The sequence below is a fragment of the Flavobacterium defluvii genome (assembly GCF_900129555.1).
Lineage (GTDB): Bacteria > Bacteroidota > Bacteroidia > Flavobacteriales > Flavobacteriaceae > Flavobacterium > Flavobacterium defluvii.
The window spans coordinates 117,737-141,489 of record NZ_FQWC01000009.1 but is presented as its reverse complement, the minus strand read 5'-3'; the positions used below and the strand labels follow the sequence as shown (position 1 = coordinate 141,489).

The following is a 23,753-nucleotide window of genomic DNA, read 5'->3' as shown; positions in this document are numbered from 1 at the left end:
ATCAATAATAAAATCTTAATCTACAATTTTTCTTCTTTTCACAACAGAAAGCTGCAGCATATCAAATGCTGTTTGAAGGGCGCTTGCCAGAGATGCTTTCGTAGTAATGCCTGTTAGATCAATTCCTAAATGTACTACTGTTTGTGCAATTTCGGGACGAATACCGCTAATGATACATTCGGCTCCCATCAAGCGTGTTGCGCTTACAGTTTTTATAAGATGCTGTGCTACAAGAGAATCTACTGCAGGAACTCCTGAGATATCTAAAATAGCGATAGAACTTCCTGTGTCTACGATTTGCTGTAAAAGGTTTTCCATTACAGTTTGTGTTCTCGAACTATCTAAAGTTCCAATAATCGGTAATGCAACAATTCCTTCCCAAACGGCAATAACCGGAGTCGATATTTCGCTGATTTCATCAACCTGCCTTGCTATAACATCTTCTCTTCCTTTCATAAAAGACTCGAAGGTCATAATCATTAAATTATCTAAAATAGCACTGAATTTTAGATTTGCTTCATAAAGCTGGGCAGGATCTTTTATTAATTCTGAAAGAATTTGTGAAGCTGCTTCTTTAAAAGATAATAAATATTGCGCATTTTCTCTTGGCGAAAACCCGCGTTTTCCTCTCGAAGATGAGATTCCAACTATAAGATCCTCTACTTTTTCAAATTCCTGAGATTGTTCATTTTTTTCATCCGATTTTGCTAATGCGCTCAAAAAGAGAGAAGCAAATTCTTTCGACTCTTCTTCTTCCATAGCTCCGTCACCAGATCCGCTATCCTGAAGAATTTGAGACCATATAGTTAATAATTTGTTTTCGTGCTCTTTTAAGACACCTAGTACATTGTTTTGCATTTGATTAATTTGGATTTGTTCTTTAACAAATATATAATTTTTCTCGGAAAATCGGAAAACAATTACTAAAACAAAAAGAAAGAAAAAAATTAACACTTAAATCAAAAAACTGTTTATTTCTCAAAAAATTTGTCTTTAAATGTTAAAAAAAGATGTTCTGTACAAAAAAAAGGCAGTTTTTCAACTGCCTTTTTTTGTACAAATTTGGGTTATTAATTATGTATCAAATATTTATCATTAATAATAAATATTTAAAATAATGTTCGATTTAGAACCATCGATGATTTTTTCTAATTTTTTAAAGAAAGCTTCACTTACCATTGGGCAGCCGTGGCTGGTAGAAATATAATAATCCTGTTCTTCGTTTGGAACTGCTGAATATGAATGCAGTACAATTGCTCTTTTTGCAGCATTACTGTTTGTTTCATCTAAACCATATAATTTATAGGATTTTCCGAACATACCTTTATATGATTTTCCAATACTATATCTTCCTAAAGATGTACATTTAGAATTAGGTTCGTTACTAAATTTTAATTCTCCTCTAACATTTGTTTCAGAGCCAAAACCGTTTGCAACAAGTCCTTCTTCTAGAATTTTATCATTCTCCAAATCATAAACAAAGAACCTGTTTTTACCAGATTTAATTTTCATATCAATAAAAAATGCAATTTTAGTATTGTAAGAAGCATTCTTTTTAATCATTTCTTTAACATCAGTAAGCTGATTATTAAATCTTTCCATTTCAGGGCTTATCGGTTTAATATCTGTAGCAATATCTTTTGGGTTTCCGAAAAAACTAATCGTAAAAAATAAAAATAAGTTGAATATTTTCATAACAGTGGTATTTAATACATATCTAATTTTACTAATCTGATTTCTTGTATTTTAAATCAAATTAACAAGGCAAAATTAGTCTGCATTAAACTAAACGAAAGCCATTAAAAGACTGAAAAGCAAAACAATAAGACTTTTTTTTTTATGAAGTAAAACCGGCAATTTAAATATTAAAAGTTACAATGATTTCTGTACCAGATCCAATTTTAGAATCGATTTCGATTTGTCCTTTTAGAGAGTTGGTTCTTTCTCTAATATTCGACAAACCAATTCCTTTTTTGGCAGTATTAATATCAAAACCAACACCATCATCAATAATAGACAATTGCAAAAGATCTTTATCTATCAGTTCTATTTTTACTTCGACTTTTGATGCATTGGCATATTTTTGAATATTTAAAAGTGCTTCCTGAATAATACGATAGAAGTTTATTTTATAAATGTTTTCAACCTGTTCCCAATCAAATCTTTCATCAACAAAATAATAAAAATTTGTTTTGCTTATTTCATTTTGACTTTTAATTAAATTCGATAAAAGTGTATTAAAGTCATTACTTTCTAAAAACGAATCCTGATTTAAATCATGCGAAATAGATCTGATTTCGTTTTCTATATTTTGAAGTTCAAAAATGTACTGTTTTCTTTTTTCGATTGTTTTTTCGTCTGTTTTAGAATTAAAAAAACCTAAATTCATTCGCACGCCGTACACTTTATTCATAACGCCATCATGAAGTTCTCTGGCAATTTTATTTTTTTCTTCTTCTTTGGCGGCATTAATTTTATTCTGCTGTTCGCTCAAAAGCTGGTAAATTTCGTCGCTGTCGCTTTGCTGCTGCTTTACAAAACGCAGTTCTTTGTTTTTATATTTTAAATAAATGGTTACTAAAATGGCAGACAAGATTAAAAATAGAGCAAAGGAGAAAATTAATATATAAAAGTTTTTCTTAGTCAAAACCTTGTTTTCGTCTTCAACTTTAACAGTTTCGTACTCAATTCTTGCATATTTATTTTTAGTTCTGCTTTGAATACTGTTAATACTGTCGCTTATTGCAATATAACGGTTTGCATAAAACAGCCTTTTCTTACTGTCGATTCGCGTAAGAAGTTTTAAAGTATTTAAAGTTTCGTTTGTGTTTTTTAGTTTAATAGAAGCCGCATAGGCATCTTTTAAAGTTGACAGCGATTTTACAGAATCTTTTTGAGTAAGATAGAATTCTCCTAAATGGATCTTTTTATACATCGCGTCAGAGTAATATCCCAGACTGTCAACAATTTTTAAAGACTCTAAAAACATTGATTCAACATTTTTATATTCTTTATTTTTCATTTTAGAATAAGCCAGATTTGACAAAACGATGGCATAAAACCGAGGCCAGTTTTTTCTTAAATCTTTTGTGAGCAAAGGCTTCAATTCTTTAATTGATTTAGAATAATCGCCTTTTAAATCGTATAAATTACAAATATTAATTACAGACGATATATTGAAATTATTGACTTCATCACTATCTGTATTATTTTTTTTCATGACTCTCAAATTTCTCAATGCCAGCTGATGGTATTTTAGAGCCTGATCGTACATAAATAACTTCTCTAAACAATTACCCATCAAGGTATTGCAAGAATACAGAAGTTTAATATTATTTGAAGTTTTTAAATATTCGAGTCCTTTTGATAGTTCTACTTCGCATTCGACATAATTTCCATCATAAAAAAGAACATATGCTTTATTAAAATGCATTTGCCCCAGTTTATTATAATCATGAATCTTTAGATAGATTTTTTGCGCCTGAAGGTAATAATAATATGCACTGTCTTTTTGTGAATTTTCGTAGCAGTCTCCAATAAAGTAAAGCGATTTTGCTATTCTTGAACTGTCATTTTCTGCTCTTGATAATTTTAAGGCTGTAAAACTTGAGAAATATGATTTTGCAATATTATTCAGGTAATAATATTCTTCTCCGGCTCGTAAATACAAATTCCTAACAACCGAATCGTTTTTTTGATTCTTTAAACTGCTAACAAGTGAATCCAGATATTTTTCTTTCTGTGTCCCCGGAATCCTGTTAAAGTATTCTGTATCAAAAGCATTTTGGTATTTATTCCTGTTTTTAAAATGAATTCCTCTATTATAAAACACCAATAAAATTACTGATAGTAATACAATTATCGGAATATATATTTTCGGTCCAAATCTCAAAATGATACTTTATAAAATTTATTTCAAATATAAAGTAAATAAAGAAGACTATAATACTTCGTTATCAGTATTATAGTCTTTCAGGAAATAAGATAAAACATTCTTTACTTAACTTTTGGGTTTAGTGGATCTCCGTCTGGTTCGGCCAATTTCAAATTAACATTAACTTTTAAAGAATCAATTATTTTAGAAGCAGCGGCCTGAGATTTTTCACTCAAATTTACTTTTTCTACATTTTTTGCGGCTGCGTTCAACTCTTCATTTTCAAAATCATCAGTTGTACAAGATAAATTCATCAACAAAATTGCTGCAAATACTATACGAATTACTTTACTTTTCATGGTTTGTGTTTTTTTATGTTTTTGCAAAAAAACATCCAAAAAAGTTGCATATTTTACGGATTTTCCGTAATATTGTAAAATTTGCATAAATTTTACAAAAATGTCGATTACTATATTGATTGTTGATGACCACCCTATGACAGTAGACAGCTATGTAAACCTTCTGTCTGATGAGGATTTTGATACAATTGAGCCCACATTTCTCAAAAAATACAATTGCGAAACTGCATACAAAAAAATAATGGTGCTCGAAAAACAAAACACCAGACTTGATTTTGCAATTCTCGACGTTAACCTGCCGCCATATGAAGAATTTAATATTACCGATGGAATCGATCTGGCGATAACAATTAGAAAAACGCATCCTTCGTGCAAGATTCTATTACTAACAATGCACACAGAAGCCTTTATAGTAAACCGAATTATAAAAACTATCAAACCGGATGGTTTTATATCAAAAAGTGAAGTTAATTTTGAATCTTTCCCTACGATTTGTAAAAAGATTTTAAAAGGGGAAATGATTTACAGCGATGAAATAATTAAATCGCAAAAAAAGCTGACACACAGAAATTTAAATTGGGATGAATACGACAGCCAGATTTTAATCCTCTTATCGCAGGGAGTAAAAACAGTTAATATACCCAATCATATTCCGCTTTCTATGAGTTCAATAGAAAAACGAAAAGCCAATATTAAAAGCCATTTGTTATTAGAAAAAGGCGGCGATACAGAGCTTATAAACAAAGCGAGACAATTAGGACTTATTTAAAAAATACTAAAAACAAAAAAGACCCAAAAAGGGTCTTTTTTTTGTTGTAATTATTAAGATGCAATAATTGTTAATTGTTAATTGTTAATTGTTAATTGTTAATTGTTAATTGTTAATTACCACCCTTTCACAGCACCGCCTTTAAATTCACGTTCAGCAGCAGCTTCAACTTCCGGAGACTGAAATGCCTGTAAAAACTGCTTTACTTTTTCCTCGTTTTTATTGTCTTCACGACTTACAACAAGATTTACATATGGAGATTCTTTATCTTCAATAAATAAAGCATCGCGTGACGGAACCAACCCGGCTGCAGAAGCAAAAGTATTATTGATAATCGCAATCGAAACATTTGCATCATCTAAGGCGCGAGGCAGTTGAGGCGCTTCTAATTCTAATATTTTTAAGTTTTTAGGATTACTTACAATATCTGTCACTTTAGGAAGCAAACCAACGCCTTCTTTTAATTTTAGCAAACCATTTTTCTGCAAAAGCAATAACGAACGTCCACCGTTTGTTGGGTCATTTGGAATAATAATCGTGCTTTCGTTTTTCAATTCTGAGAGGTTTTTTATTTTTTTCGAATAAGCCGCAATCGGATAAACGAATGTATTCCCTATAATTGCTAATTTATAACCACGCTGTTTAGACTGCTCATCTAAATATGGTTTATGCTGAAAAGCATTTGCATCGATATCACCCTGACTTAAAGCTTCATTTGGAATAACATAATCATTAAAAGAAACTAATTCAACCTCAAGTCCGAATTTCTCTTTGGCAACTTTTTTGGCAGCTTCAGCCACTTTTAATTCCGGTCCAGAAGCTACACCAACTTTTATAAAATGCGGATCATTATTTTTACTTTTTCCGCAGTTAAACAAAACCAATGATAAAGCCAAAATCCCGGCTGTTTTCAAGAAATTTATTTTCATGATAATCTATTTTTAATTTTTAATTCCTAATTTTTAATTGATAATTATCTATGGTCAAAATGTTTAGACAATCTGTCTCCTGCAAACTGAATAACAAACACCAAAATTACCAGTAATGCCAAAACTGAATTCATTGTCAGGGCATCATAACCAATATATCCGTACTGGTAACCAACCTGACCTAAACCACCCGCGCCAACTGCTCCGCCCATTGCAGAATAACCTACAAGCGTAATTAAAGTAATTGATGCCGCATTTATTAAAGAAGGCAAAGCTTCTGGAAGTAATACTTTATATACAATTTGCAAAGGCGTTGCTCCTAAAGCCCTTGCAGCTTCAATTAATCCTGACGGAAGACCTAATAAACTGTTTTCAACCAACCTTGCAATAAATGGTGCCGCACCAATACTTAACGGAACCAAAGCTGCGCTTACGCCAATGGAAGTTCCAACAATCGCTCGTGTAAACGGAATCATCCAAACGATTAAAATAATGAATGGAATTGAACGAAAAACGTTTACTATTACTGATAAAGTTCTGTTTAAAACCGGTTGTTCTAAGATTTGATTTTTTCGGGTTAGAAAAAGCAAAACTCCCGTTGGAAGTCCGATTAAGAAACCGAAAAATCCCGATACAAATGTCATAACAATTGTTTCCCATGTTCCTTTTACTAATAAGTCAATAATTGAATCAGACATAACCTATGATTTCTGTTTTAATGTGTTTTGAAATAAAATATTGAATTGCAGCATTGTAGTTTTCACGTTTACCAGATAATTCAATCAGCATAACGCCAAAATTCACGTCTCCGGCCTGATCCATCTGCGCGCTTACAATTTTAAAATTGGTATCAAACAATCTTGATACTTCTGAAATAACAGGCTCATTTACTGATTTTCCGGTCATTTCAAGCTTCAATAATGGATTTAAAGTCCCGTTATCTTCTTTTTGCAATTTCTCTTCGTAAACAGCTGGAATTTCCAGATGAAGCGACGAAGAAATAAATTCTTTGGTTAGTTCATGTTTAGGATCAGCGAAAATTTCGCCCACACTTCCCTGCTCTATTAATTTTCCGTGGCTGATAACCGCAACTTCATCACAAATCGATTTTACAACTTCCATTTGGTGTGTAATTAATAAAACAGTGATGTTTAAACGACGGTTAATATCTTTCAGCAAATTCAAAATCGAGCGTGTTGTTGCCGGATCAAGCGCACTTGTAGCTTCATCACATAATAAAACTTTAGGATTATTTGCCAAAGTTCTTGCAATGGCAACTCTTTGTTTCTGTCCGCCCGAAAGGCTTGCAGGATAATCATTTGCTTTTTCAGACAAACCAACCAATTGCAATAATTCTAAAACGCGGGTTTTAATTTCGTTTTTTGGAGTTCCTGTCAATTCAAGCGGAAAAGCCACATTATCAAAAACTGTTCTTGAAGAAAGCAGGTTAAAATGCTGAAAAATCATTCCGATTTGTCTTCTTTCAATTGCTAATTCAGCGTTTGAAAGCTGCATTAAGGCTTTTCCATCAACAATAATTTCTCCCGAAGTTGGTCTTTCTAAAAGATTCACACAACGGATAAGTGTACTTTTCCCGGCTCCCGAAGTTCCTATTACACCAAAGATTTTTCCCGGCGGAACTGTAAGCGAAACATCAGATAGAGCAGAAACAATCCTGTCTTTCTGATGAAAAGTTTTGGTAACATTTTTTAATTCAATCATTTGTTCGAATTCAGTTAAAAACAAAAAAACCTTTCAAATCTTCATGAAAGGCTTTTTAAATAAATCGTATTATATATCTAAGCCAGATCAATTAACTCCATAACTATAACACAGCACATTATACTGGTGTTATAATAATAATTCAAAATCTGGTTCTTGTTTCTCATTTCGAATGCAAATTTAAACAGATAAATTTAATTTTCATGCAAAAAACACAAAACTTTTATTATCCTATCAAAATAATAGATTACTATAACGATTCCTTAGTTTTTGGCTCCTGTCTGCATTATTAATTTTTTGCCCTCAGTTTTATTTTCCCGCAATATTGTAAGCGCATTTTTTACAGTTTCTGCATTTAAATCTCCAATTACAGCAATTGCCGGCGGTGTAATAAGTTTATTTTCTAATAAATTGGATAACTCTTTCAAACCGTTTTTATAATAATCATATCTTTTTTCAAGTCCGTAAGCATAATTGGAAATATTGTGAATAGTAGCTCCTTTTGAAAATAAAATATCTCGGGATTCTGAAGTTGAGAAATTAGTTATATCGATATAAAATCCGTTTATTTTCAATAGTTTAGCTGCCGTTTCAGCAGAAGCATTTCCAACTAAATCAACAACTATATCAAACTTTTTATTTTTATTTAAAGAAAATGCTGTATCGTAAACTTCTTCTCTTTTATAATTGATAATTTGCTTCGGCTTTACGCCAATTGCAATCAAAGATTTTATACTATTTACATTTCCAGCCGTTACCGTAAAATTGGTAAAACCTTTAGCGATAAGAATCTTAATTAAAATATTTCCCACTCCGCCAGCTGCACCGTTAATAAATATCGAATCTGTTACGGAAACCTTCATTCTGTTAAAGGCCTGCAAAGCAGTTAAACCTGCGGACGGAATTGCTGCTGCTTCTTCAAAAGAAATGTTTTCGGGTTTGTGTTCTGCAATGGCTTCAGGAATACAAATATATTCAGCATAAGTTCCGTTAGACCCCATACTTCCCGATCCGCAGAATACGGCATCACCAATTTTAAAATTGGTCACGTTTTTGCCAATTGCGGAAACAATTCCAGAAAACTCTCGTCCCAGAATAGGAGAATGTAAAAGCTTTCTTTCCGATCCGTTTTCTGTCATTTGGTAATCAATTGGATTGAAACCCGATGCTATAATTTTGACCTGAATTTGAGAATCCTCAGGTTGTGGCGTTTCAACATTTTCTAATCTAAATTCAAGATTTTGCTGTAATACTACTGCTTTCATTTTTTTATCGCTTTATTATATAAAAATAAAGTTTTAAATAATTTTTAAACACATAGAAACATAGTTTTTCTTTCTAAATAAAGGCATTTTACTTATTTAAGTGAACATAGCTATGTGTTAGAAACTAGTTTCTTTTAATCAACTTTACACTAATTAAAAAAAACTATGTTCCTATGTGTTAAAAAAAATTAATCTAACTTAAACCATTCGTTCACTTCATTTGCAATTGAATCTTTTATTTCCGGATTTTCAAATTCATTTGAAACAGAATTATACTGATAATCTTTCTGCCATTTTTTATAATGTAAAGCTACTTTTTCAACAGCATTACAGATGTAAAAAAGTTCTTCATTTGTCATTATTGGATGCAGTGATAAACGAACACAGCCCGGTTTATTTGTTTGATTACGCTGTAATAATTCGTTTGTAATTTCTGCTGATTTCTTTTCATTTATGTTGAAAAGATAATGCGCATAAGTACTCGCACACGACCAGCCGCCGCGAACCTGAATTCCAAAACGGTCATTTAAAAGCCTTACGATCAGATTATAATGAATATCTTCGATTACAAAAGATACACAGCCAATTCTTTCAGTCGTTAAATCTCCTAAAATAGATAAACCTTTTATTTTTTGAAGTCTTGAAAAACAGAGATTCAGCAGTTCTTTTTCTCTTATTTTGATATTTTCTACTCCCATCTGCTCTTTTAATTCTAAAGCCAAAGCTGCTCTGATTACCTGCAGAAAACCCGGAGTTCCGCCATCTTCGCGAACTTCTATTACATCGCTGTAACAATATTTTCCTAAGGGATTGGTCCATTTTACATTTCCGCCTCCCGGATTATCCGGAAAATCAGATTGGTATAATTTTTCATTAAAAACCAAAACGCCGCAGGTTCCGGGACCGCCTAAGAATTTATGTGGCGAAAAGAAAATAGCATCAAGTTGTTGTTCAGGATCTTTTGGATGCATATCAATTTTTACATAAGGCGCCGAAGCTGCAAAATCAACAAAACAAAGTCCGCCGTTTTGATGCATTATTTTGGACAATTCATAATAAGGCGTAATAATTCCTGTAACATTCGAACAAGCGGTAAACGAACCTATTTTTAAGCTTCGATGAGCATATTTTTTAATCTCTTCAGAAAGAATTTTGGGATCAACTAAATTATTTTCATCTGGAGGCAGAATCACAACCTCAGCATTCGTTTCATACCAGGAAACCTGATTCGAATGATGCTCCATGTGGGTAATAAAAACGACAGGTTTATCATTTTCATCATACTTTCTTAACCCCAAAAAGCGCTGCAATTTTGATAAAGCCGCCGTCATTCCGGTTCCGGTTGTTACCAAAACATCTGATTCATTGGCATTAACAGCCTTTTTTATGATGTCTCTGGCATGTTGATAAGCGTATGTTGAAGTTTTTCCTGTCTGGCTAGAAAGTGAATGCGTATTGGCAATCATAGGACCAATTTTATTGAGCATAATATCTTCAATGGGCGTATATAATCTTCCGCTGGCAACCCAATCAGCATATACCAGGTTTTGTTCTCCGTATACCGATTCAAAAGTGTGGTTTATACCAACAGTGTTTTCTCTAAATTTAAAAAAGTAACATTCTGCTTCAGTTGGTTTTGATGTTGATTCAATAGCATTCATTTCCTAATCATTTTAATTAACTAAATCTTTTTATCTAAAAGCAATTTTAATGTTGCTTGTAACTCTTCACCCTGAAGATTTTTTGCGACAATTATTCCGTTTGAATCCACTAAATAATTTCCGGGAATAGCTCTTACGCCATATAATTTGGCAACAGCGCTATTCCAGAAAAGCAAATCAGAAACATGTGTCCAGCTTAAATTATCATCCTGAATTCCTTTAATCCAGTTTTCTTTCTTTTTATCCAGAGAAACCCCAACAATGTTGAAACCTTTATCATGAAATTCTTTGTAAGCGGCTACGACATTTGGATTTTCTCTTCGGCATGGCCCGCACCATGAAGCCCAAAAATCAACCAAAGTATATCCTTTCAGATTTTCATAAAAATGAACTGGTTTTCCCTGCGGATCATTGGCTGTAAAATCAGGTGCTTTTTTACCAACTCCTAATCCATCTAAAACAAGCGCCAGATCTTTTAGTTCTTTCACGTAAGTGGTATTTTGAAGACTTTTATCCAGCAAGGCAATATTTTGTCTAATTTGTTCCGGAGACAATCTGTATGACCAGTTTCTGTATAAAACATAAGCTGAAACAATTGATTTTGGATTCTCGGTAATGAATTTGCTGATTTCTATATCATTCGATTTTTTGTATTTTTCGAATAAATCCTGAGAAACAGAACCTTCAACAACAGAAGTACTATAATATTTCTTTGGACTTAATTTTACTGTAATTGGTGTTTTCTCAAGGAAAATATATAGTGGAGAACTTTGTGTATTTACGCTTAATCCGTATAATTCCGGAGTTTTGACTTTAGTTTTGAAACTAAAATTTCCATCTGTTACTTTTACCGAATCGATTGTGGTAAACATCTTATTATGAAATTTCTGCAGATAAACGTATGACACGATTGTATCTGCTACGGTTCCTTTTAACTGTAAATTATTTTCCTGCGCCTGAGTTTGTATTACGCCCAGAAACAAAGCCGCTCCTAATAGTATTTTTTTCATTTGATTTTGATTTTTAGTTTATAATTAGACAATAGAATTTTCAGGCCGATATAAAATTGACCTTAAGGAATATTTTAAAAAAATAAATTGGGTGAAAAATTAGTGCTTTCGCATTCGGAAATAAGCAAGGCTGTTTTCTTCAAAAATTGAATTTAAAAGCTCATAACCGGCGTATAAAATTGTATCTGTTTTCATTTAAAAAAATAAAAGTTATTTAATTAATGATCTCATTCAGATTTTGAGGAATCTTTCTTATCTGTCCACACGCAGCGGAAGGATTTAGCACCTTATTCGGCAACAGGTTGCTAAGACGTCAATGGGCCTATTCCCTCAGTCTTTCTGGATAAGTATCATTTTTAATTTTTCTGCGATACAAATATATATTAATTCTATCTAATTAGTAGTATTTAAAATTATTTTTTTTGAATTTAATTTAAAAAAACTTTCAAAAACAATATATCATATTGATATTTAAATAATTATACTATTAAATAAATTTTATCGATTTTTGGTTTTACAAGGAAAATTCATAAAAAAACTCATTCCGTTTTGAAATGAGTTTGTATTAAAGATGAAGTTAACGCACCGTTTGTCATTCCTCGTTCCTCGGAATGATAAAAAACCGGCATATCATTTTTTGGAATCACAAAGTGTTAAGCTTTTAAACCATCAAAATAAGCTGTCGTTTCTTCAATCAAAGAATGCATCAAATCTTTGGCTTTTGTGTGTTTTAAAATTGGAGAAATCTGTCCGCCCCAAAATAGAATCATATCCCATTTTTGTTGTTCGATTGCCGCTTTTCTCAATGGTGCAATAAAAGTAGTCTGCAAAGGAAACGGAAGAATATCTGTTTCTTTTCCTGTCATATCTTTTGCAATTCGACTTGTAATTCCGCGTCCGAGTCTTCCGGTATAAGCGCGGGAAAGTGTGGTGTTTTTTGAAGCTTCAGAAAAAAGCATTTCTCTGTGAATTGGTAATGCATTCGATTCGTCGGTAGCTAAAAATGCCGTGCCAATTTGAGCCGCACTTGCTCCTAAAGTTATAGCGGCCGCAATTCCTTTTCCATCGGCAATACCTCCGGCGGCAATTATTGGCGTTTTTATTTTTTCACGCATCAATTGCAGTAATACAAAAGTTCCGGTTACAGATGATTCGGCATCTTTTAGGAAAGAAGGACGATGTCCGCCGGCTTCAAAACCAGAAGCAATAATCATATCAACACCTTTGCTATCCAGAAAAATGGCTTCATCAAGAGTTGTTGCCGCTCCAACCGTTATAATACCTAATCGGCGGCATTGTTCTAAAACATCATCAGAAGGAACGCCAAACATGAAGCTGAAAACCTTTGGACGAATGTCTAAAATTACTTCTAATTGATTTTCAAATCTTGATTGAAATGGTGCTGGTTTTTCCGGCAGCGGAATACCAACTTCATCATAATATGGTTTATAAGCGGCTATAGCTTTATCAAACTGTTCGTCTGTTAAACCACCCGCGGGAATATCGTGATCTGAAACCCAAAGATTTATATTATATGGTTTATTGGTCGCCGCTTTAATCTGTTTATCAATTTCATAAATTTCCTGCGGACTATTGGTATAGGCACCGTAACCGCCAAGTCCGCCGAGGTTAGAAACCGCAGCAACCAATTCTACTGTAGAAAGATTTCCACCAAAAGGCCCTTGCAGAATTGGATATTCAATTCCTAATAATTCTTTAGCTTTTGTATTGTACCACATAGCTTCAAAATTTAAGTTATTTGCTTGTGTCTGTCAGCATTTTATTCACGATCAGCCATTGGCCGTTAATCTTATGGAAAGATAAAAAATCCCGATAATTAAAGTCGTACATTTTAACATTTAATTCCGCTATAGCAATAGAATTTACAACACTTATATGCAGAATTTCTCCTTTGAATGGTTTGCCGGAATCTTTTGGACTTTGTCGGTTTTTAACACCGTCTAAATACAAATCCACAGTCTTGAAATAAGACTGGCCTTTTACATCTCCAAATAACAATGTTCCGGGCTGAAAAATTTTCCCTAACAGTATTTCATCACCTTCATAAATGCCTTTAAAATAATAGTTTTCTATAGCATCTGTAATAGCCTGAATTTCCTTTTGATTTTCCATTTTAATATTAGTTTGAGCTTTTATGCCCTGAAAATTCCAGAGCATAAAAGCAGTTAATAAAATAGTTTTCATTTTAATTTAAATTGTGTCCTGCACCTTTTCCGCCGTCTACATTAATGATTGAACCGGTAATAAAATTGCTTTTGGCAACGGTGTAAACCATTTCAGAAATATCATCGATCTCTCCTACTCTGTTTAATAAATGTAAACCGGCACTTGCATCAGCATTGTCACCGTGCATTGGCGTACGAATTACACCCGGAGCAACGGTGTTAAAACGAATGTTTTGTTTTCCGAATTCTGCCGCTAATTGTATTGTCAAGGCATGAATGGCGCCTTTGCTTGAGATTGGAGCTGAAGCCGGCCATCCGCCTAAACCGTGATTTACTAATGGTGTTCCGATGTTGATAACAACACCGCTATTTTGTTTGAGCATTTGCGGAACCACAGATTGTGTTGTGAAATAAGTTCCTTTTAGATTAGTTTTCAAAAATGTATCTAAATAGGCTTCGTCTACTTCTAAGAATGGTTTACTGGCAAAAATTCCGGCATTATTGATTAATACATCAACAGAACCAAATTTTTCTAAAGCAATTTTTACCAGTTGTTCTCCGGTTTTTTTATCGCTTACGTCTCCTGCAAATTTTGCCAGATTATCTCCTGCTCCAAATTCGTTGAATGTTTGTTCTAATGCGCTTTCAGTTAACGAATTAATGACAACATTATCGCCTCTGTCTAAAAAATATTTAGCGATTCCTTTTCCAATTCCCGAAGCTGCTCCGGTTACGATTATAGTTTGTTTTTTCATGATGTTTATTTTTTATCGGCTGTAATGCCTTTTTCTCTTAATACTGATACTTGTTCTCCTGCATAACCCCAATCGTCGAGTTCGATTTCCTGAATCACAACGTGAGTCAAATGCGGATCTTTGTTTAATACTTCTGTAATCAGATTGGTAATGCCGCTGATTAATTCTTGTTTTTGCCCGCGAGTTACTCCTTCGCGGGTCAATTCTATTTTTACGTAAGGCATGATAATTAGTTTTTAGATTGTCCAGAAAAAACGGCTTCGGCAGTGATTTTAAAATCAAGATCAAAGTCGTTGTAGATTAATGTGTCTCCTAAATCTTTGAAGAAATTTCCTGAGCGGAATTTGATATCGTATTTGGTACGATCAATAATTAATTTTCCTGAAAGTGAAATTATATCGTTGTTGTTTTTTACTTCAGCTTCAAAACCTACAAGATGAGTAATATCTTTTATAGTCAGGTTTCCTTCTAAATAATATTTTGTATTTGATATTTCTTTTACATTTAAAATATCAAAAGAAGCAGTTGGGAATTTTTCAATAGAGAAAAAATCATCAGATGCAAGATGTCCTGCAAATTGTGTGTTCGTTGCCGGATCTGTTACATCCAGAATTTTAATAGAGGTTGTATCGATTACAATATTTCCTCCTTTTATTTTTCCATCATTAAAGATGAAATTACCATTTTTGATACCAATTGTACCATTATGTGCACCGGTAACTTTTCTACCAGTCCATTCTACGCTGCTACTTGAGCTTACGATTTCAAAATTTATTGTTTCCATTTTTATTGTATTTAAAAGTACAATACAAAGGAACGGCGGTTATGAAAATGGGTTACGTGATGTAGATCACAATCTTTTTTTTGAGGTTCTAAGGGGCTAAGTTGCTAAGGTTCTAAGGTTTTTTATAGATACAGAATTAAAACATTGTCTGCGGTTTCAACCGTAGTGAAACAATATATTGACAGAATGCATTATCACATTCTAAATTCCCGTGGTTAAAACCACGGGTTATGTTTATATACAGTAATCAAATAGAATAATCTGCCAAATCAGCAAAATCTGCGGGAAACAAAACCAACGCAAAACAAAAAATCAATCCGTAAAATCAGTGGGCTATAAAAAACTAAGAATTATGAAGTCGGCTGAGAGTTTCTCTGGAAACACCTAAATAAGCAGCAATTAAATGCTTCGGAACTAAATTATATAACTGCGGATATAAAGCTAAAAGTTCTTCATAACGAGTTTTTACATTATTATTCATGAAAGATAAAAGACGCTTTTGAGAAGCGATATATCCTTTATTGGTTCTCCATCGGAAGAAATGTTCTATTTGGTGAAACTCGGCACAGAGTTTTTCGCGATCAGAACTGGATAAACACAATACTTCTGCATCTGTAATACAGTCAACATTGATTTGTGCAGGAGTTTGGTTATAAAGAGCGTTATAATCAGATGTCCACCAGGTTGGCATGGCAAATTGCAGAATGTACATTTTGATTTCATCATTTATAAAGAAAGCTTTTAAACAGCCTGAAACCACAAAATATTCACAATCTACTTTATCGCCTTCACTGATAATCGTTTGTCCTTTTTTAAAAGACAAAGGCTTAAAATGCGAAAAGAAATAATCAAATTCTTCCTGTGTAAGCGAAGCAGTTTTGGCAATATGTTCCTGTAAAAGTGTTTTGGCTTCCATTTTAAATGGTGACTATTTGGGTTTGAAAAGTCTTCTGTAAAGTTATAAAATCAAATGAACTTATCGATTGTCTATTTCGCATTTCAATTTGTCCGTTTCAACAAAATACCAATATGAAATCGGCTGCCGTTGACGCAATTTTGTCCTGTTTAACAACTTAAAATTTAAAATCATGAATGCAAAAACAACAAAAATTATTTATTGGACAGGAATTATTTTAACTTCTTTATGGTTTGGTGCCAGCGGATTTTTTGAACTTACAACAAACAAACTGGTTTGGGAAATCACGCAGCTATTAGGTTATCCGGCACATTTTATTTACATCTTAGGAGTATTTAAAATTTCAGGAGTTATCACCTTATTAATTCCGAATAAGTTATTACGATTAAAAGAATGGGTATTTGCCGGAGTATTTTTCGATATAATTTTCGCTTTCTTTTCTAAACTGGCCGTTCTGGGTTTTGGAGCTACAACAGATGCTATTATTGCTTTTGTAATGGTAAGTGTTACTTATGCAATGTTTAGAAAATTATATAGTGCAAATTATGCCGTAAGAGTTTCTGAAAATTAAGATTCTAACTACTGTATATAACAATCTCGCAAAGTTGCTGAGGCGCTAAGTTTTATTTTCTTAGCGACTTCGCGGCTTTGCGAGATTCTTTTTTCATTATAAAATAAAAACTTAGTGCCTTCGCAGTAAAGCAACCTTGAACCTTTAAACAAATAAAAATGAGCTTTTCAACAAAATAACAACATATACTCTCAACGTAACTTTGTAATGAATTTAAAACACACAATTATTATGAATAAAATATGGTTTATCACAGGTAGTTCTCGAGGATTAGGACGTAATCTTACCGAAGCAGTATTAAACAATGGCGACAAAGTAGCCGCAACTGCCCGAGACATTAATCAGTTAAATGATTTAAAAGAAAAATTTCAGGATCAAATTTTGCCTTTACCTTTAGATGTAAACAATTACGATCAGGTTCATGAAGCAGTTCAAAAAGCAGTTGACCATTTCGGCCGTATTGATGTATTAGTTAATAATGCCGGATTTGGAATCATTGGCGCTGCAGAAGCTTATACGCAAGAACAAGTTCGCAGTCAGTTAGAAACAAATTTACTGGCTCCTATTGAAGTTACACGTTCGGTATTGCCTTTTATGCGTAAACAAAGATCAGGACGTATTTTACAAATCAGTTCTGTAGGCGGACGTGTTGGAAATCCGGGATTAACCATGTATCAGGCAGCCAAATTTGGTCTTGGCGGATTTACTGAGGCTTTAGCCAAAGAAGTAGCGCCACTTGGAATTTTAGTAACCAGCGTTGAGCCAGGAGGATTTAGAACTGACTGGGCTGGAGCATCAATGACTTATGCCGAAGAAATTGAAGGTTACGACGCTGTAAAACAACGTACTGATTTCTTTAAAGCAGGAAATTTTGTTCCGGTTGGGGATCCTGAAAAAGCTGCTAAAGTTATGGTAGATCTGGCTTCGCACCCAAATCCTCCTATGCATCTTGTTTTAGGAAGTGAAGCTATTGGGATTTTAAAAAATGCAGATCAAGCCAGAACTGAAGAAATGGAAAAATGGATGGATATAAGTTTATCTACAGACCATGAAGATTCTGAAAGTTTTCTTGATTCAGAAAAAGCAAAATGGTTTGCCGGAAAAAAATAACAATTACAAAGTGCAATATCAATGACAATGTGATCATTTAATGTGTAGTTTTTAAACACATAGAAACATAGTTTTTCTTTGTCTACAAAGGCGTTTCACTTGTTTGAACAAACATAGCCTGTTGTTTTTTCACGCAGATTCGGCAGATTTATGCAGATTTAAAATTAAAAATCTGCGTTTATCTGCTTAAATTATTTAAAATCTGCGTGAAATAATTTAACACAAAGCTATGTGTAAAAATCTAGATTTTTTAAACTTGTTTTATTTAGAATATAATCTATGTTTCTATGTGTTTAAAATAATCTCCAACTTTAATTTTTATAAATTTGTGATATGAACGATTCTAAAATAAATCAGAAAACCTCGCCTATTGCCTATTCTTGTTATTATACTCAAAACAGAGAAGGCGAACAATTTGCGGCTCAGCATGTTTTGAGTTTTCAAATTTCGGGCGTATTGACTCTTAATAACGGAACTAAGGAATATATTTTTAATCCGGGCGATTTTCGATTTATTAGAAGAAATCAGCTGATCAAATTCATCAAACAACCGGATCCCAATACGGCTTTTCAGTCTATTTCTATTTATCTGAATCAGGAAGCGCTTCGCGATTATTCTATACAATACAATCAGAAAACGAGTGTAATTAAAACTCCGGAAACAGAAATGGTTTTTCAGCTAAAAGAAGTTCCGTTATTAAAAAGCTTTATGAATTCGCTAATTCCGTATATCAATGAAGATCAACTAATAACCGAAGAACTTCAGGCTTTAAAAGTAAATGAAGCTATTACAATTTTACTACAATGCCATCCGGAATTAAAAGATATTTTATTTGATTTTAATGAACCCGGAAAAATCGATCTGGAAGCTTTTATGAAAAAGAATTTCCATTTTAACGTACAATTAGATCGGTTTGCTTATTTAACAGGAAGAAGTCTTGCCACTTTTAAAAGGGATTTTCAGCGTATTTTTGAGATATCTCCAAGTCGTTGGCTCATTCAAAAAAGATTACAGGAAGCCTATTATCAAATTAAAGAAAAAGGTAAAACGCCTTCAGAAGTTTATTTAGAAGTAGGTTTTGAGGATTTGTCACATTTTTCATTTGCTTTTAAAAAGCAGTTTGGAATGCCGCCTTCTAAAATTTAGTTTCAGGTTTTCTTTGTTTCAGGTTGCAAGTTTTTTTAACCGCAAAGATCGCAAAGGTATACGCAAAGGTCGCAAAGTTATTTATCTATATAGCTTTGCGACCTTTGCGGTTTTATAGAATTAGTTTAAAAAAACTTTGCGTGCTTTGCGGTTAAAAAAACTCAGCGGTTTTCCAACCAGCTCAAAAAAGCCGTTGCTTTCTCTTTCCCTACCAATAACTTCTCCTCTGTTGGAATTGTAAGTTTCAGAATTAATTTTCTTGAAAAATAATGTTCCGCTTCTCTAATGGCTGAAAAGTTTACTAAATATTGTCGGTTTATTCTAAAAAATTGAATTGGCGATAAAAGCTTATGAACCTCATCCAGAGATTGTGTAATTTGATATTCGGTTTTATCGAAAGTTACGATCGTTGGTGTTTCATTTTTGATATAGAAAAAAGCAATATTCTCCGTTTGGATCGTTTGGTATTTATTGTTTTTGAAAACCAAAAAACTACTTTTCCCTTTATTTTCTCCCGTTCTTGTTAAGAGATAATCGAAATCGGGCATCATTTTTTTATTTCTTTGGAAAAAGTTTTTCAGTTCTCCCGCTTTTTTAATCGCCTGCGAAATGCTTTCTCTTGAAAAAGGTTTTAAAACATAATCGATTCCGTTTGATTTAAAAGCTTCAATCGCATAATCATCAAAAGCTGTACAGAAAATTACAGGCGACAAAACCTCTACATTTTTAAAAATTTCAAAGCTTAAACCATCCGCCAGCTGAATATCCATAAAAATCAAATCGGGCTGATCATTTTCTAAAAGATAACTCACAGCGCCGTCGATACTTTGTATATACGACAAAATTTGGGCATCGGGTCTGATACTCAAAATAAGCTGACCAAGTGCTTTGGCCGTTTTTACTTCATCTTCAATTATTATGATAGTCATAAATTAGTGGTATTTTAACTTTAAAATGGGTTTCGGTTTTGTCAATTTCTATTTCTCTATTTACTAAATGAAGAAATCGTTGATTAATATTATTGAGCCCGACTCCAGTTGACAAAGTGCCTCGTTTCAGCTGAATCGGATTTTCAATTACCAGAAAATCATTTTCGGTATATAACTTAATTCTCAAAGGTTTATCTAACGAAACTACATTGTGTTTGATACAATTTTCGATTAATAACTGCAGAGAAAATGGCGGAATTGCGCAATCGTATTGTTTTTCATCAATTTCTTTTATCAACTCAAAACCATCTTCAAAACGGGCTTTTAGCAAATAAACAAATGAATCTATGATTTGTAATTCTTCTTTTAGCGGAATCAAATCCATTTTTCTGCTTTCGAGAGTAAAACGATAAAAATCAGATAATTTCAGAATAAAATCAGAACTCTGCGGATCCTGCATATCGACCATGGATTTTAAAGTATTCAAGCTGTTGAACAAAAAATGCGGATTGACCTGCTGTTTCAAAAGTTCGTATTGTGCTCCCAAGTGTACGGCTTTAGTACGTTCCAGTTCAACTCCCATTTGCTGGGTTTGGTAATTCTGAAAAAGTAAATGCAGAAACATATACACAATCAGATTGATTAAAACACCTCGAAGTTCGAACATAATCGGCGCGTCCATTTTCGAAACCTGAAAAAGTTCCTGATGCGCAATTACAAGAATTACCATCAGTAAAATTCCCATAACAACACTCAGTAAAAGTTTCCAGTTAAACAAACTTTTATTAGTTCGTTGTGAAGAAAATTTCGGCAAACTGTAAATGTTGTAATACCATATAAAAAGGGAAAACAGCAGTGTAATAGAAGAATTTATAAGAAGATCTCCAGGAGTAGAATCGGCATCAAATAATTTAGGTATTGAAGCCATAACTGCCAGCGCAATCGAACTTCCCCAAATTACTTTGAGCGAAACCTGAAAACGTTTTGCTTTTTCCATAATACTAGTGTTTTTTTGTTATCCTGTTGGTCAAAGATAGGTTTATTTTGAAAAAAGATTTCACGCAGATTTAAGTTTGTTTTTAATCTCGCAAAGTCACAGAGTCGCAAAGTTTTTATTCGCAATTGTGTGATAATAGAATCTGCAAAAAATCTGCGTGAATATATTTTTAATTCTCCCGCAGATTCAGCAGATAAGAAAGGAAAAAAATCTGCTAATCTGCTGAATCTGCGAGAAACAAAAAAATCACACTCGTTTTACACCCAAAATTGCCCCCGAATTCATATCCTGAATAAATCCAATAATTTCAAAATCCTGTGCATTATAATTTTTAGGAAGATGAACCGATGTTGTTCCTTTTTTGGCTTTATTTAAATCTACCGACTGCAGATTGCGAACGATTTGATAATGCGATAAAACTCTATGTGCATTCTCTCCTCTTTTTACATTGCTTTTGGCTTCTTTTTGAACCACTGCTATTAATAAACGGCTGTTTTTTGAAGTGCCTTCAACACTGTAATTTAAAGCAAGAGAATTCGCATTTTGATTGGTTTCTAAATTTAAACTCGCCGAAACTGGTTTAGAAAGTGCTGATTTAATTCCGTTTCGAAGACTGGTTTCCTGCGAACCCACATAATCTATTTTTCCGTTAATGATTACCTGCGGCGTGTAAATTGGATCTTTCTCCATGTATTTTGCATAATCATATTGTCTTTTAGTGAAATCGGCATTGCTAAAAATATCTTTCCAGCCTTGTTTATCCCAGTAATCTACGTGATATGAAAGAACGTAAACATTTTTATCTTTTAATTCATTTTGAATTTTACCCAGCAATTCATCTGCCGGCGGACAGCTCGAACAGCCTTCGGAAGTGTATAATTCCAGAAGTGCAAAACCTTTTTTATCCTGATTGCTTTGGCTGAAAATGGTGTTTCCAACTAAAAGGAACAACATTGTAAAAGCGCATATTATTTTTATATTTTTCATCGTTTTTTATATGAAATGTAAATAGTGAAAAGTGAGATGCTAAACTTCAAAATATTTACATCTCACTTTTTACATATTACTAATTACAAAATATTAATCTCAACGTTTATATTTCCTCTTGTTGCTTTAGAATAAGGACAAGTTTGATGAGCCTGTGCTGCTAAAGCTTCTGCTGTTTGAATGTCAATTCCCGGAAGACTGATGTTTAAGCGTGCTTGCAAAGAATATTCTCCTTCGGTTACGCACAAATCTACTTCTGCGTCTACAGCAGTTTCTGCCGGAAGTTTAACTCCTAATTTAGAAGCTGCGATTCCTAAAGCTCCAATAAAACAAGCCGACCAGCCTGCCGCGAATAACTGCTCCGGATTTGTTCCCGGACGTGATGATCCCGGTGCGCTTAATTTGATATTCAATTGTTCGTCTGAACTTTGAGAAGCTCCTTCTCTACCGCCTGTTGTGTGTGTTTTTCCTGTGTATAATACTTTTGTGTTCATGATTTTTAATTTTAGATTGTTGATTTTAGATTTTAGATTATTTCTGATTTTTAATTCTCAATTTTTAATTTTTAAAGCCATCTACGTCAATTATCGCTTGTGCAAATGCTTTTGGATCTTCCTGCGGAACGTTGTGTCCGATTCCTTTTAAAATTCTGTGTTCGTATTTTCCGGTAAATTTGTTAGCGTATGCTTTTCCATCCGCGAAAGCGCCGTCGAAATCGCTTCCTATTGTGATTGTTGGAACTTTAATTTCCGGTTTCGCTGCTAAACGTTTTTCAAGATTATCGTATTTAGCTTCTCCCGCTTCAAGAGATTGTCTCCATCTGTAATTGTGAATTACAATTGCCACGTGATCCGGATTATCAAAAGACTGAGCGGTTTGGTCGTAAGTTGCTTTGTCGAAATTCCATAATGGAGAAGCGATTTGCCAGATTTGTTTATTAAAATCGTATGTGTTTTGGCTGTAGCCTAATTTTCCTCTTTCGGTTGCGAAGTAGTATTGATACCACCAGCCTAATTCAGCTTTTGGAGACAATGGTTTTAAATTAGCTTCCAAATTCACAACTAAATAACCACTTACTGAAACCAAACCTTTTACACGCTCCGGCCAAAGTGCAGCAGTAACCACCGCTGTTCTCGCTCCCCAATCGAAGCCGCCAATTACAGCTTTATCGATTTTTAAAGCATCCATAAAAGCAATAATATCACTTGCTAATGCTGCCTGCTGTCCGTTTCTGAAAGTATCTTTTGAAAGGAAAGTTGTAGTTCCGAAACCTCTTAAATAAGGTGTAAATACATGATAGCCTTTTGCAGTTAAAATTGGCACTACTTCATTATAACTGTGAATATCATATGGCCATCCGTGAAGCAAAATTACCGGAGTTCCGTTTGATGGGCCGGCTTCTGTATAGCCTACATTTAATAAACCTGCATTGATTTGTTTTAAAGTCCCTAATGTGTTTTTTACTTCAATAGTTTCTTTTGGAGCTTGTGCAAAAGTTAAAGCTGCATTCATAAAAAGAACGACAATTAAACTTAATTTTGATGTAATACTGTTTGTGATGTTTGATAGTGCTTTCATAATATTTGATGTTTTTATTATTTGATTATCAGTTAATTTCTTCGTCAAAGGTATCCCGGCAATCTCCGTTTTAAAAGGAGAAAAAAGCCGAAGTGGACAAAGTAAAAGGTGAAACGGACAGTTGTTGAGTTTTGAGTTTTGAATTATGAGTTATGAGTAATTTAACCGCAAAGCACGCTAGGGTTTACGCAAAGTGCGCAAAGTT

At 33.4% G+C, this 23,753-nt stretch carries 25 protein-coding genes and 1 riboswitch; of the genes, 4 read left to right on the top strand and 21 right to left on the bottom strand.

The features are described 5' to 3' along the window. Positions 1–15: 15 nt before the first annotated feature. From BUC29_RS17975 to BUC29_RS17960, 4 genes are all read right to left on the bottom strand, one after another. A complete protein-coding gene (locus tag BUC29_RS17975) occupies positions 16–858 on the bottom strand; it encodes an STAS domain-containing protein (RefSeq protein WP_073417648.1) in 843 nt (280 codons plus the stop codon). A gap of 237 nt (positions 859–1,095) precedes the next feature. After that, the gene (locus tag BUC29_RS17970) at positions 1,096–1,695 is read right to left on the bottom strand and encodes a murein L,D-transpeptidase catalytic domain-containing protein (RefSeq protein ID WP_073417557.1); all 600 of its coding nucleotides are present in this window, start codon (positions 1,693–1,695) and stop codon (positions 1,096–1,098) included. A 163-nt stretch (positions 1,696–1,858) separates the two neighbouring features. Further along, positions 1,859–3,892: a sensor histidine kinase gene (locus BUC29_RS17965; protein ID WP_244160845.1), complete on the bottom strand. Its 2,034-nt coding sequence runs from the start codon at positions 3,890–3,892 to the stop codon at positions 1,859–1,861. A gap of 104 nt (positions 3,893–3,996) precedes the next feature. Further along, on the bottom strand, positions 3,997–4,233 hold the full coding sequence (locus BUC29_RS17960) for a hypothetical protein (protein WP_139260546.1): 237 nt from the start codon (positions 4,231–4,233) through the stop codon (positions 3,997–3,999). Positions 4,234–4,333: 100 nt separating this feature from the next. Here BUC29_RS17960 and BUC29_RS17955 point away from each other — a divergent pair, with 100 nt between their 5' ends. Then, positions 4,334–5,002, top strand: a complete 669-nt coding sequence (locus BUC29_RS17955) for a response regulator (protein ID WP_073417555.1) — start codon at positions 4,334–4,336, stop codon at positions 5,000–5,002. 116 nt (positions 5,003–5,118) lie between these two features. Here the strand turns inward: BUC29_RS17955 and metQ are convergent, their stop codons facing one another. From metQ to BUC29_RS17895, 12 genes are all read right to left on the bottom strand, one after another. Further along, positions 5,119–5,931, bottom strand: coding sequence for a methionine ABC transporter substrate-binding lipoprotein MetQ (metQ, locus tag BUC29_RS17950; RefSeq protein ID WP_073417554.1), 813 nt, complete (start codon positions 5,929–5,931; stop codon positions 5,119–5,121). 44 nt (positions 5,932–5,975) lie between these two features. Continuing rightward, positions 5,976–6,629 carry a methionine ABC transporter permease MetI gene (locus BUC29_RS17945; RefSeq protein ID WP_073417553.1) on the bottom strand — a complete coding sequence of 218 codons (654 nt, stop codon included), beginning with the start codon at positions 6,627–6,629 and terminating at the stop codon, positions 5,976–5,978. Then, the gene (gene metN / locus BUC29_RS17940; protein WP_073417552.1) at positions 6,622–7,653 is read right to left on the bottom strand and encodes a methionine ABC transporter ATP-binding protein MetN; all 1,032 of its coding nucleotides are present in this window, start codon (positions 7,651–7,653) and stop codon (positions 6,622–6,624) included. Before metN ends, BUC29_RS17945 begins: the two co-directional genes overlap by 8 nt. A gap of 263 nt (positions 7,654–7,916) precedes the next feature. Then, complete coding sequence (locus BUC29_RS17935) at positions 7,917–8,918, bottom strand: NADP-dependent oxidoreductase (RefSeq protein WP_073417551.1); 1,002 nt, start codon at positions 8,916–8,918, stop codon at positions 7,917–7,919. Between the two features lie 188 nt (positions 8,919–9,106). Beyond that, the gene (locus BUC29_RS17930; protein ID WP_073417550.1) at positions 9,107–10,579 is read right to left on the bottom strand and encodes an aminotransferase class V-fold PLP-dependent enzyme; all 1,473 of its coding nucleotides are present in this window, start codon (positions 10,577–10,579) and stop codon (positions 9,107–9,109) included. A 20-nt stretch (positions 10,580–10,599) separates the two neighbouring features. After that, positions 10,600–11,589: a TlpA disulfide reductase family protein gene (locus BUC29_RS17925; RefSeq protein ID WP_073417549.1), complete on the bottom strand. Its 990-nt coding sequence runs from the start codon at positions 11,587–11,589 to the stop codon at positions 10,600–10,602. 249 nt (positions 11,590–11,838) lie between these two features. After that, a riboswitch (SAM riboswitch) is annotated at positions 11,839–11,939 on the bottom strand. 303 nt (positions 11,940–12,242) lie between these two features. Continuing rightward, complete coding sequence (locus BUC29_RS17920) at positions 12,243–13,328, bottom strand: NAD(P)H-dependent flavin oxidoreductase (RefSeq protein ID WP_073417548.1); 1,086 nt, start codon at positions 13,326–13,328, stop codon at positions 12,243–12,245. 16 nt (positions 13,329–13,344) lie between these two features. Then, positions 13,345–13,794 (bottom strand): nuclear transport factor 2 family protein, encoded by a 450-nt coding sequence (locus BUC29_RS17915; protein WP_073417547.1) that lies wholly within the window; start codon positions 13,792–13,794, stop codon positions 13,345–13,347. 1 nt (position 13,795) lies between these two features. After that, a complete protein-coding gene (locus BUC29_RS17910; protein WP_073417546.1) occupies positions 13,796–14,530 on the bottom strand; it encodes an SDR family NAD(P)-dependent oxidoreductase in 735 nt (244 codons plus the stop codon). A gap of 5 nt (positions 14,531–14,535) precedes the next feature. Beyond that, the gene (locus tag BUC29_RS17905) at positions 14,536–14,754 is read right to left on the bottom strand and encodes a tautomerase family protein (protein ID WP_012025971.1); all 219 of its coding nucleotides are present in this window, start codon (positions 14,752–14,754) and stop codon (positions 14,536–14,538) included. A 5-nt stretch (positions 14,755–14,759) separates the two neighbouring features. Then, complete coding sequence (locus BUC29_RS17900; RefSeq protein ID WP_073417545.1) at positions 14,760–15,314, bottom strand: YceI family protein; 555 nt, start codon at positions 15,312–15,314, stop codon at positions 14,760–14,762. 343 nt (positions 15,315–15,657) lie between these two features. After that, positions 15,658–16,230 (bottom strand): Crp/Fnr family transcriptional regulator, encoded by a 573-nt coding sequence (locus BUC29_RS17895; protein ID WP_073417544.1) that lies wholly within the window; start codon positions 16,228–16,230, stop codon positions 15,658–15,660. A 172-nt stretch (positions 16,231–16,402) separates the two neighbouring features. On the opposite strand from BUC29_RS17895, the gene BUC29_RS17890 reads away from it, so the two are divergent. The 3 genes from BUC29_RS17890 to BUC29_RS17880 all read left to right on the top strand — a co-directional run bounded on the left by BUC29_RS17890 (position 16,403) and on the right by BUC29_RS17880 (position 19,057). Further along, positions 16,403–16,801: a DoxX family protein gene (locus BUC29_RS17890; RefSeq protein WP_073417543.1), complete on the top strand. Its 399-nt coding sequence runs from the start codon at positions 16,403–16,405 to the stop codon at positions 16,799–16,801. A gap of 231 nt (positions 16,802–17,032) precedes the next feature. Continuing rightward, positions 17,033–17,911, top strand: a complete 879-nt coding sequence (locus tag BUC29_RS17885; protein WP_073417646.1) for an oxidoreductase — start codon at positions 17,033–17,035, stop codon at positions 17,909–17,911. 333 nt (positions 17,912–18,244) lie between these two features. After that, positions 18,245–19,057 carry a helix-turn-helix domain-containing protein gene (locus BUC29_RS17880; protein WP_073417542.1) on the top strand — a complete coding sequence of 271 codons (813 nt, stop codon included), beginning with the start codon at positions 18,245–18,247 and terminating at the stop codon, positions 19,055–19,057. A gap of 161 nt (positions 19,058–19,218) precedes the next feature. On the opposite strand, the gene BUC29_RS17875 is transcribed toward BUC29_RS17880, so the two are convergent. From BUC29_RS17875 to BUC29_RS17855, 5 genes are all read right to left on the bottom strand, one after another. Then, positions 19,219–19,986, bottom strand: coding sequence for a LytR/AlgR family response regulator transcription factor (locus tag BUC29_RS17875; protein WP_073417541.1), 768 nt, complete (start codon positions 19,984–19,986; stop codon positions 19,219–19,221). After that, complete coding sequence (locus BUC29_RS17870; protein ID WP_073417540.1) at positions 19,967–20,983, bottom strand: sensor histidine kinase; 1,017 nt, start codon at positions 20,981–20,983, stop codon at positions 19,967–19,969. The genes BUC29_RS17875 and BUC29_RS17870 overlap by 20 nt, the downstream gene beginning before the upstream one ends. A 246-nt stretch (positions 20,984–21,229) precedes the next feature. Further along, on the bottom strand, positions 21,230–21,970 hold the full coding sequence (locus BUC29_RS17865; RefSeq protein WP_073417539.1) for a DUF1223 domain-containing protein: 741 nt from the start codon (positions 21,968–21,970) through the stop codon (positions 21,230–21,232). Positions 21,971–22,053: 83 nt separating this feature from the next. Then, positions 22,054–22,464, bottom strand: coding sequence for an organic hydroperoxide resistance protein (locus tag BUC29_RS17860; protein WP_073417538.1), 411 nt, complete (start codon positions 22,462–22,464; stop codon positions 22,054–22,056). A 64-nt stretch (positions 22,465–22,528) separates the two neighbouring features. After that, complete coding sequence (locus BUC29_RS17855; protein WP_073417537.1) at positions 22,529–23,548, bottom strand: alpha/beta fold hydrolase; 1,020 nt, start codon at positions 23,546–23,548, stop codon at positions 22,529–22,531. Positions 23,549–23,753 lie beyond the last annotated feature (205 nt).

What these genes read in the sequence shown, in the direction of transcription:
- BUC29_RS17975 (WP_073417648.1), bottom strand. Translation starts at nt 858, where the DNA reads ATGCAAAACAATGTACTAGGTGTCTTAAAAGAGCACGAAAACAAATTA.
- BUC29_RS17970 (WP_073417557.1), bottom strand. Translation starts at nt 1,695, where the DNA reads ATGAAAATATTCAACTTATTTTTATTTTTTACGATTAGTTTTTTCGGA.
- BUC29_RS17960 (WP_139260546.1), bottom strand. Translation starts at nt 4,233, where the DNA reads ATGAAAAGTAAAGTAATTCGTATAGTATTTGCAGCAATTTTGTTGATG.
- BUC29_RS17955 (WP_073417555.1), top strand. Translation starts at nt 4,334, where the DNA reads ATGTCGATTACTATATTGATTGTTGATGACCACCCTATGACAGTAGAC.
- metQ (WP_073417554.1), bottom strand. Translation starts at nt 5,931, where the DNA reads ATGAAAATAAATTTCTTGAAAACAGCCGGGATTTTGGCTTTATCATTG.
- BUC29_RS17945 (WP_073417553.1), bottom strand. Translation starts at nt 6,629, where the DNA reads ATGTCTGATTCAATTATTGACTTATTAGTAAAAGGAACATGGGAAACA.
- metN (WP_073417552.1), bottom strand. Translation starts at nt 7,653, where the DNA reads ATGATTGAATTAAAAAATGTTACCAAAACTTTTCATCAGAAAGACAGG.
- BUC29_RS17935 (WP_073417551.1), bottom strand. Translation starts at nt 8,918, where the DNA reads ATGAAAGCAGTAGTATTACAGCAAAATCTTGAATTTAGATTAGAAAAT.
- BUC29_RS17930 (WP_073417550.1), bottom strand. Translation starts at nt 10,579, where the DNA reads ATGAATGCTATTGAATCAACATCAAAACCAACTGAAGCAGAATGTTAC.
- BUC29_RS17925 (WP_073417549.1), bottom strand. Translation starts at nt 11,589, where the DNA reads ATGAAAAAAATACTATTAGGAGCGGCTTTGTTTCTGGGCGTAATACAA.
- BUC29_RS17920 (WP_073417548.1), bottom strand. Translation starts at nt 13,328, where the DNA reads ATGTGGTACAATACAAAAGCTAAAGAATTATTAGGAATTGAATATCCA.
- BUC29_RS17915 (WP_073417547.1), bottom strand. Translation starts at nt 13,794, where the DNA reads ATGAAAACTATTTTATTAACTGCTTTTATGCTCTGGAATTTTCAGGGC.
- BUC29_RS17910 (WP_073417546.1), bottom strand. Translation starts at nt 14,530, where the DNA reads ATGAAAAAACAAACTATAATCGTAACCGGAGCAGCTTCGGGAATTGGA.
- BUC29_RS17905 (WP_012025971.1), bottom strand. Translation starts at nt 14,754, where the DNA reads ATGCCTTACGTAAAAATAGAATTGACCCGCGAAGGAGTAACTCGCGGG.
- BUC29_RS17900 (WP_073417545.1), bottom strand. Translation starts at nt 15,314, where the DNA reads ATGGAAACAATAAATTTTGAAATCGTAAGCTCAAGTAGCAGCGTAGAA.
- BUC29_RS17895 (WP_073417544.1), bottom strand. Translation starts at nt 16,230, where the DNA reads ATGGAAGCCAAAACACTTTTACAGGAACATATTGCCAAAACTGCTTCG.
- BUC29_RS17890 (WP_073417543.1), top strand. Translation starts at nt 16,403, where the DNA reads ATGAATGCAAAAACAACAAAAATTATTTATTGGACAGGAATTATTTTA.
- BUC29_RS17885 (WP_073417646.1), top strand. Translation starts at nt 17,033, where the DNA reads ATGAATAAAATATGGTTTATCACAGGTAGTTCTCGAGGATTAGGACGT.
- BUC29_RS17880 (WP_073417542.1), top strand. Translation starts at nt 18,245, where the DNA reads ATGAACGATTCTAAAATAAATCAGAAAACCTCGCCTATTGCCTATTCT.
- BUC29_RS17875 (WP_073417541.1), bottom strand. Translation starts at nt 19,986, where the DNA reads ATGACTATCATAATAATTGAAGATGAAGTAAAAACGGCCAAAGCACTT.
- BUC29_RS17870 (WP_073417540.1), bottom strand. Translation starts at nt 20,983, where the DNA reads ATGGAAAAAGCAAAACGTTTTCAGGTTTCGCTCAAAGTAATTTGGGGA.
- BUC29_RS17865 (WP_073417539.1), bottom strand. Translation starts at nt 21,970, where the DNA reads ATGAAAAATATAAAAATAATATGCGCTTTTACAATGTTGTTCCTTTTA.
- BUC29_RS17860 (WP_073417538.1), bottom strand. Translation starts at nt 22,464, where the DNA reads ATGAACACAAAAGTATTATACACAGGAAAAACACACACAACAGGCGGT.
- BUC29_RS17855 (WP_073417537.1), bottom strand. Translation starts at nt 23,548, where the DNA reads ATGAAAGCACTATCAAACATCACAAACAGTATTACATCAAAATTAAGT.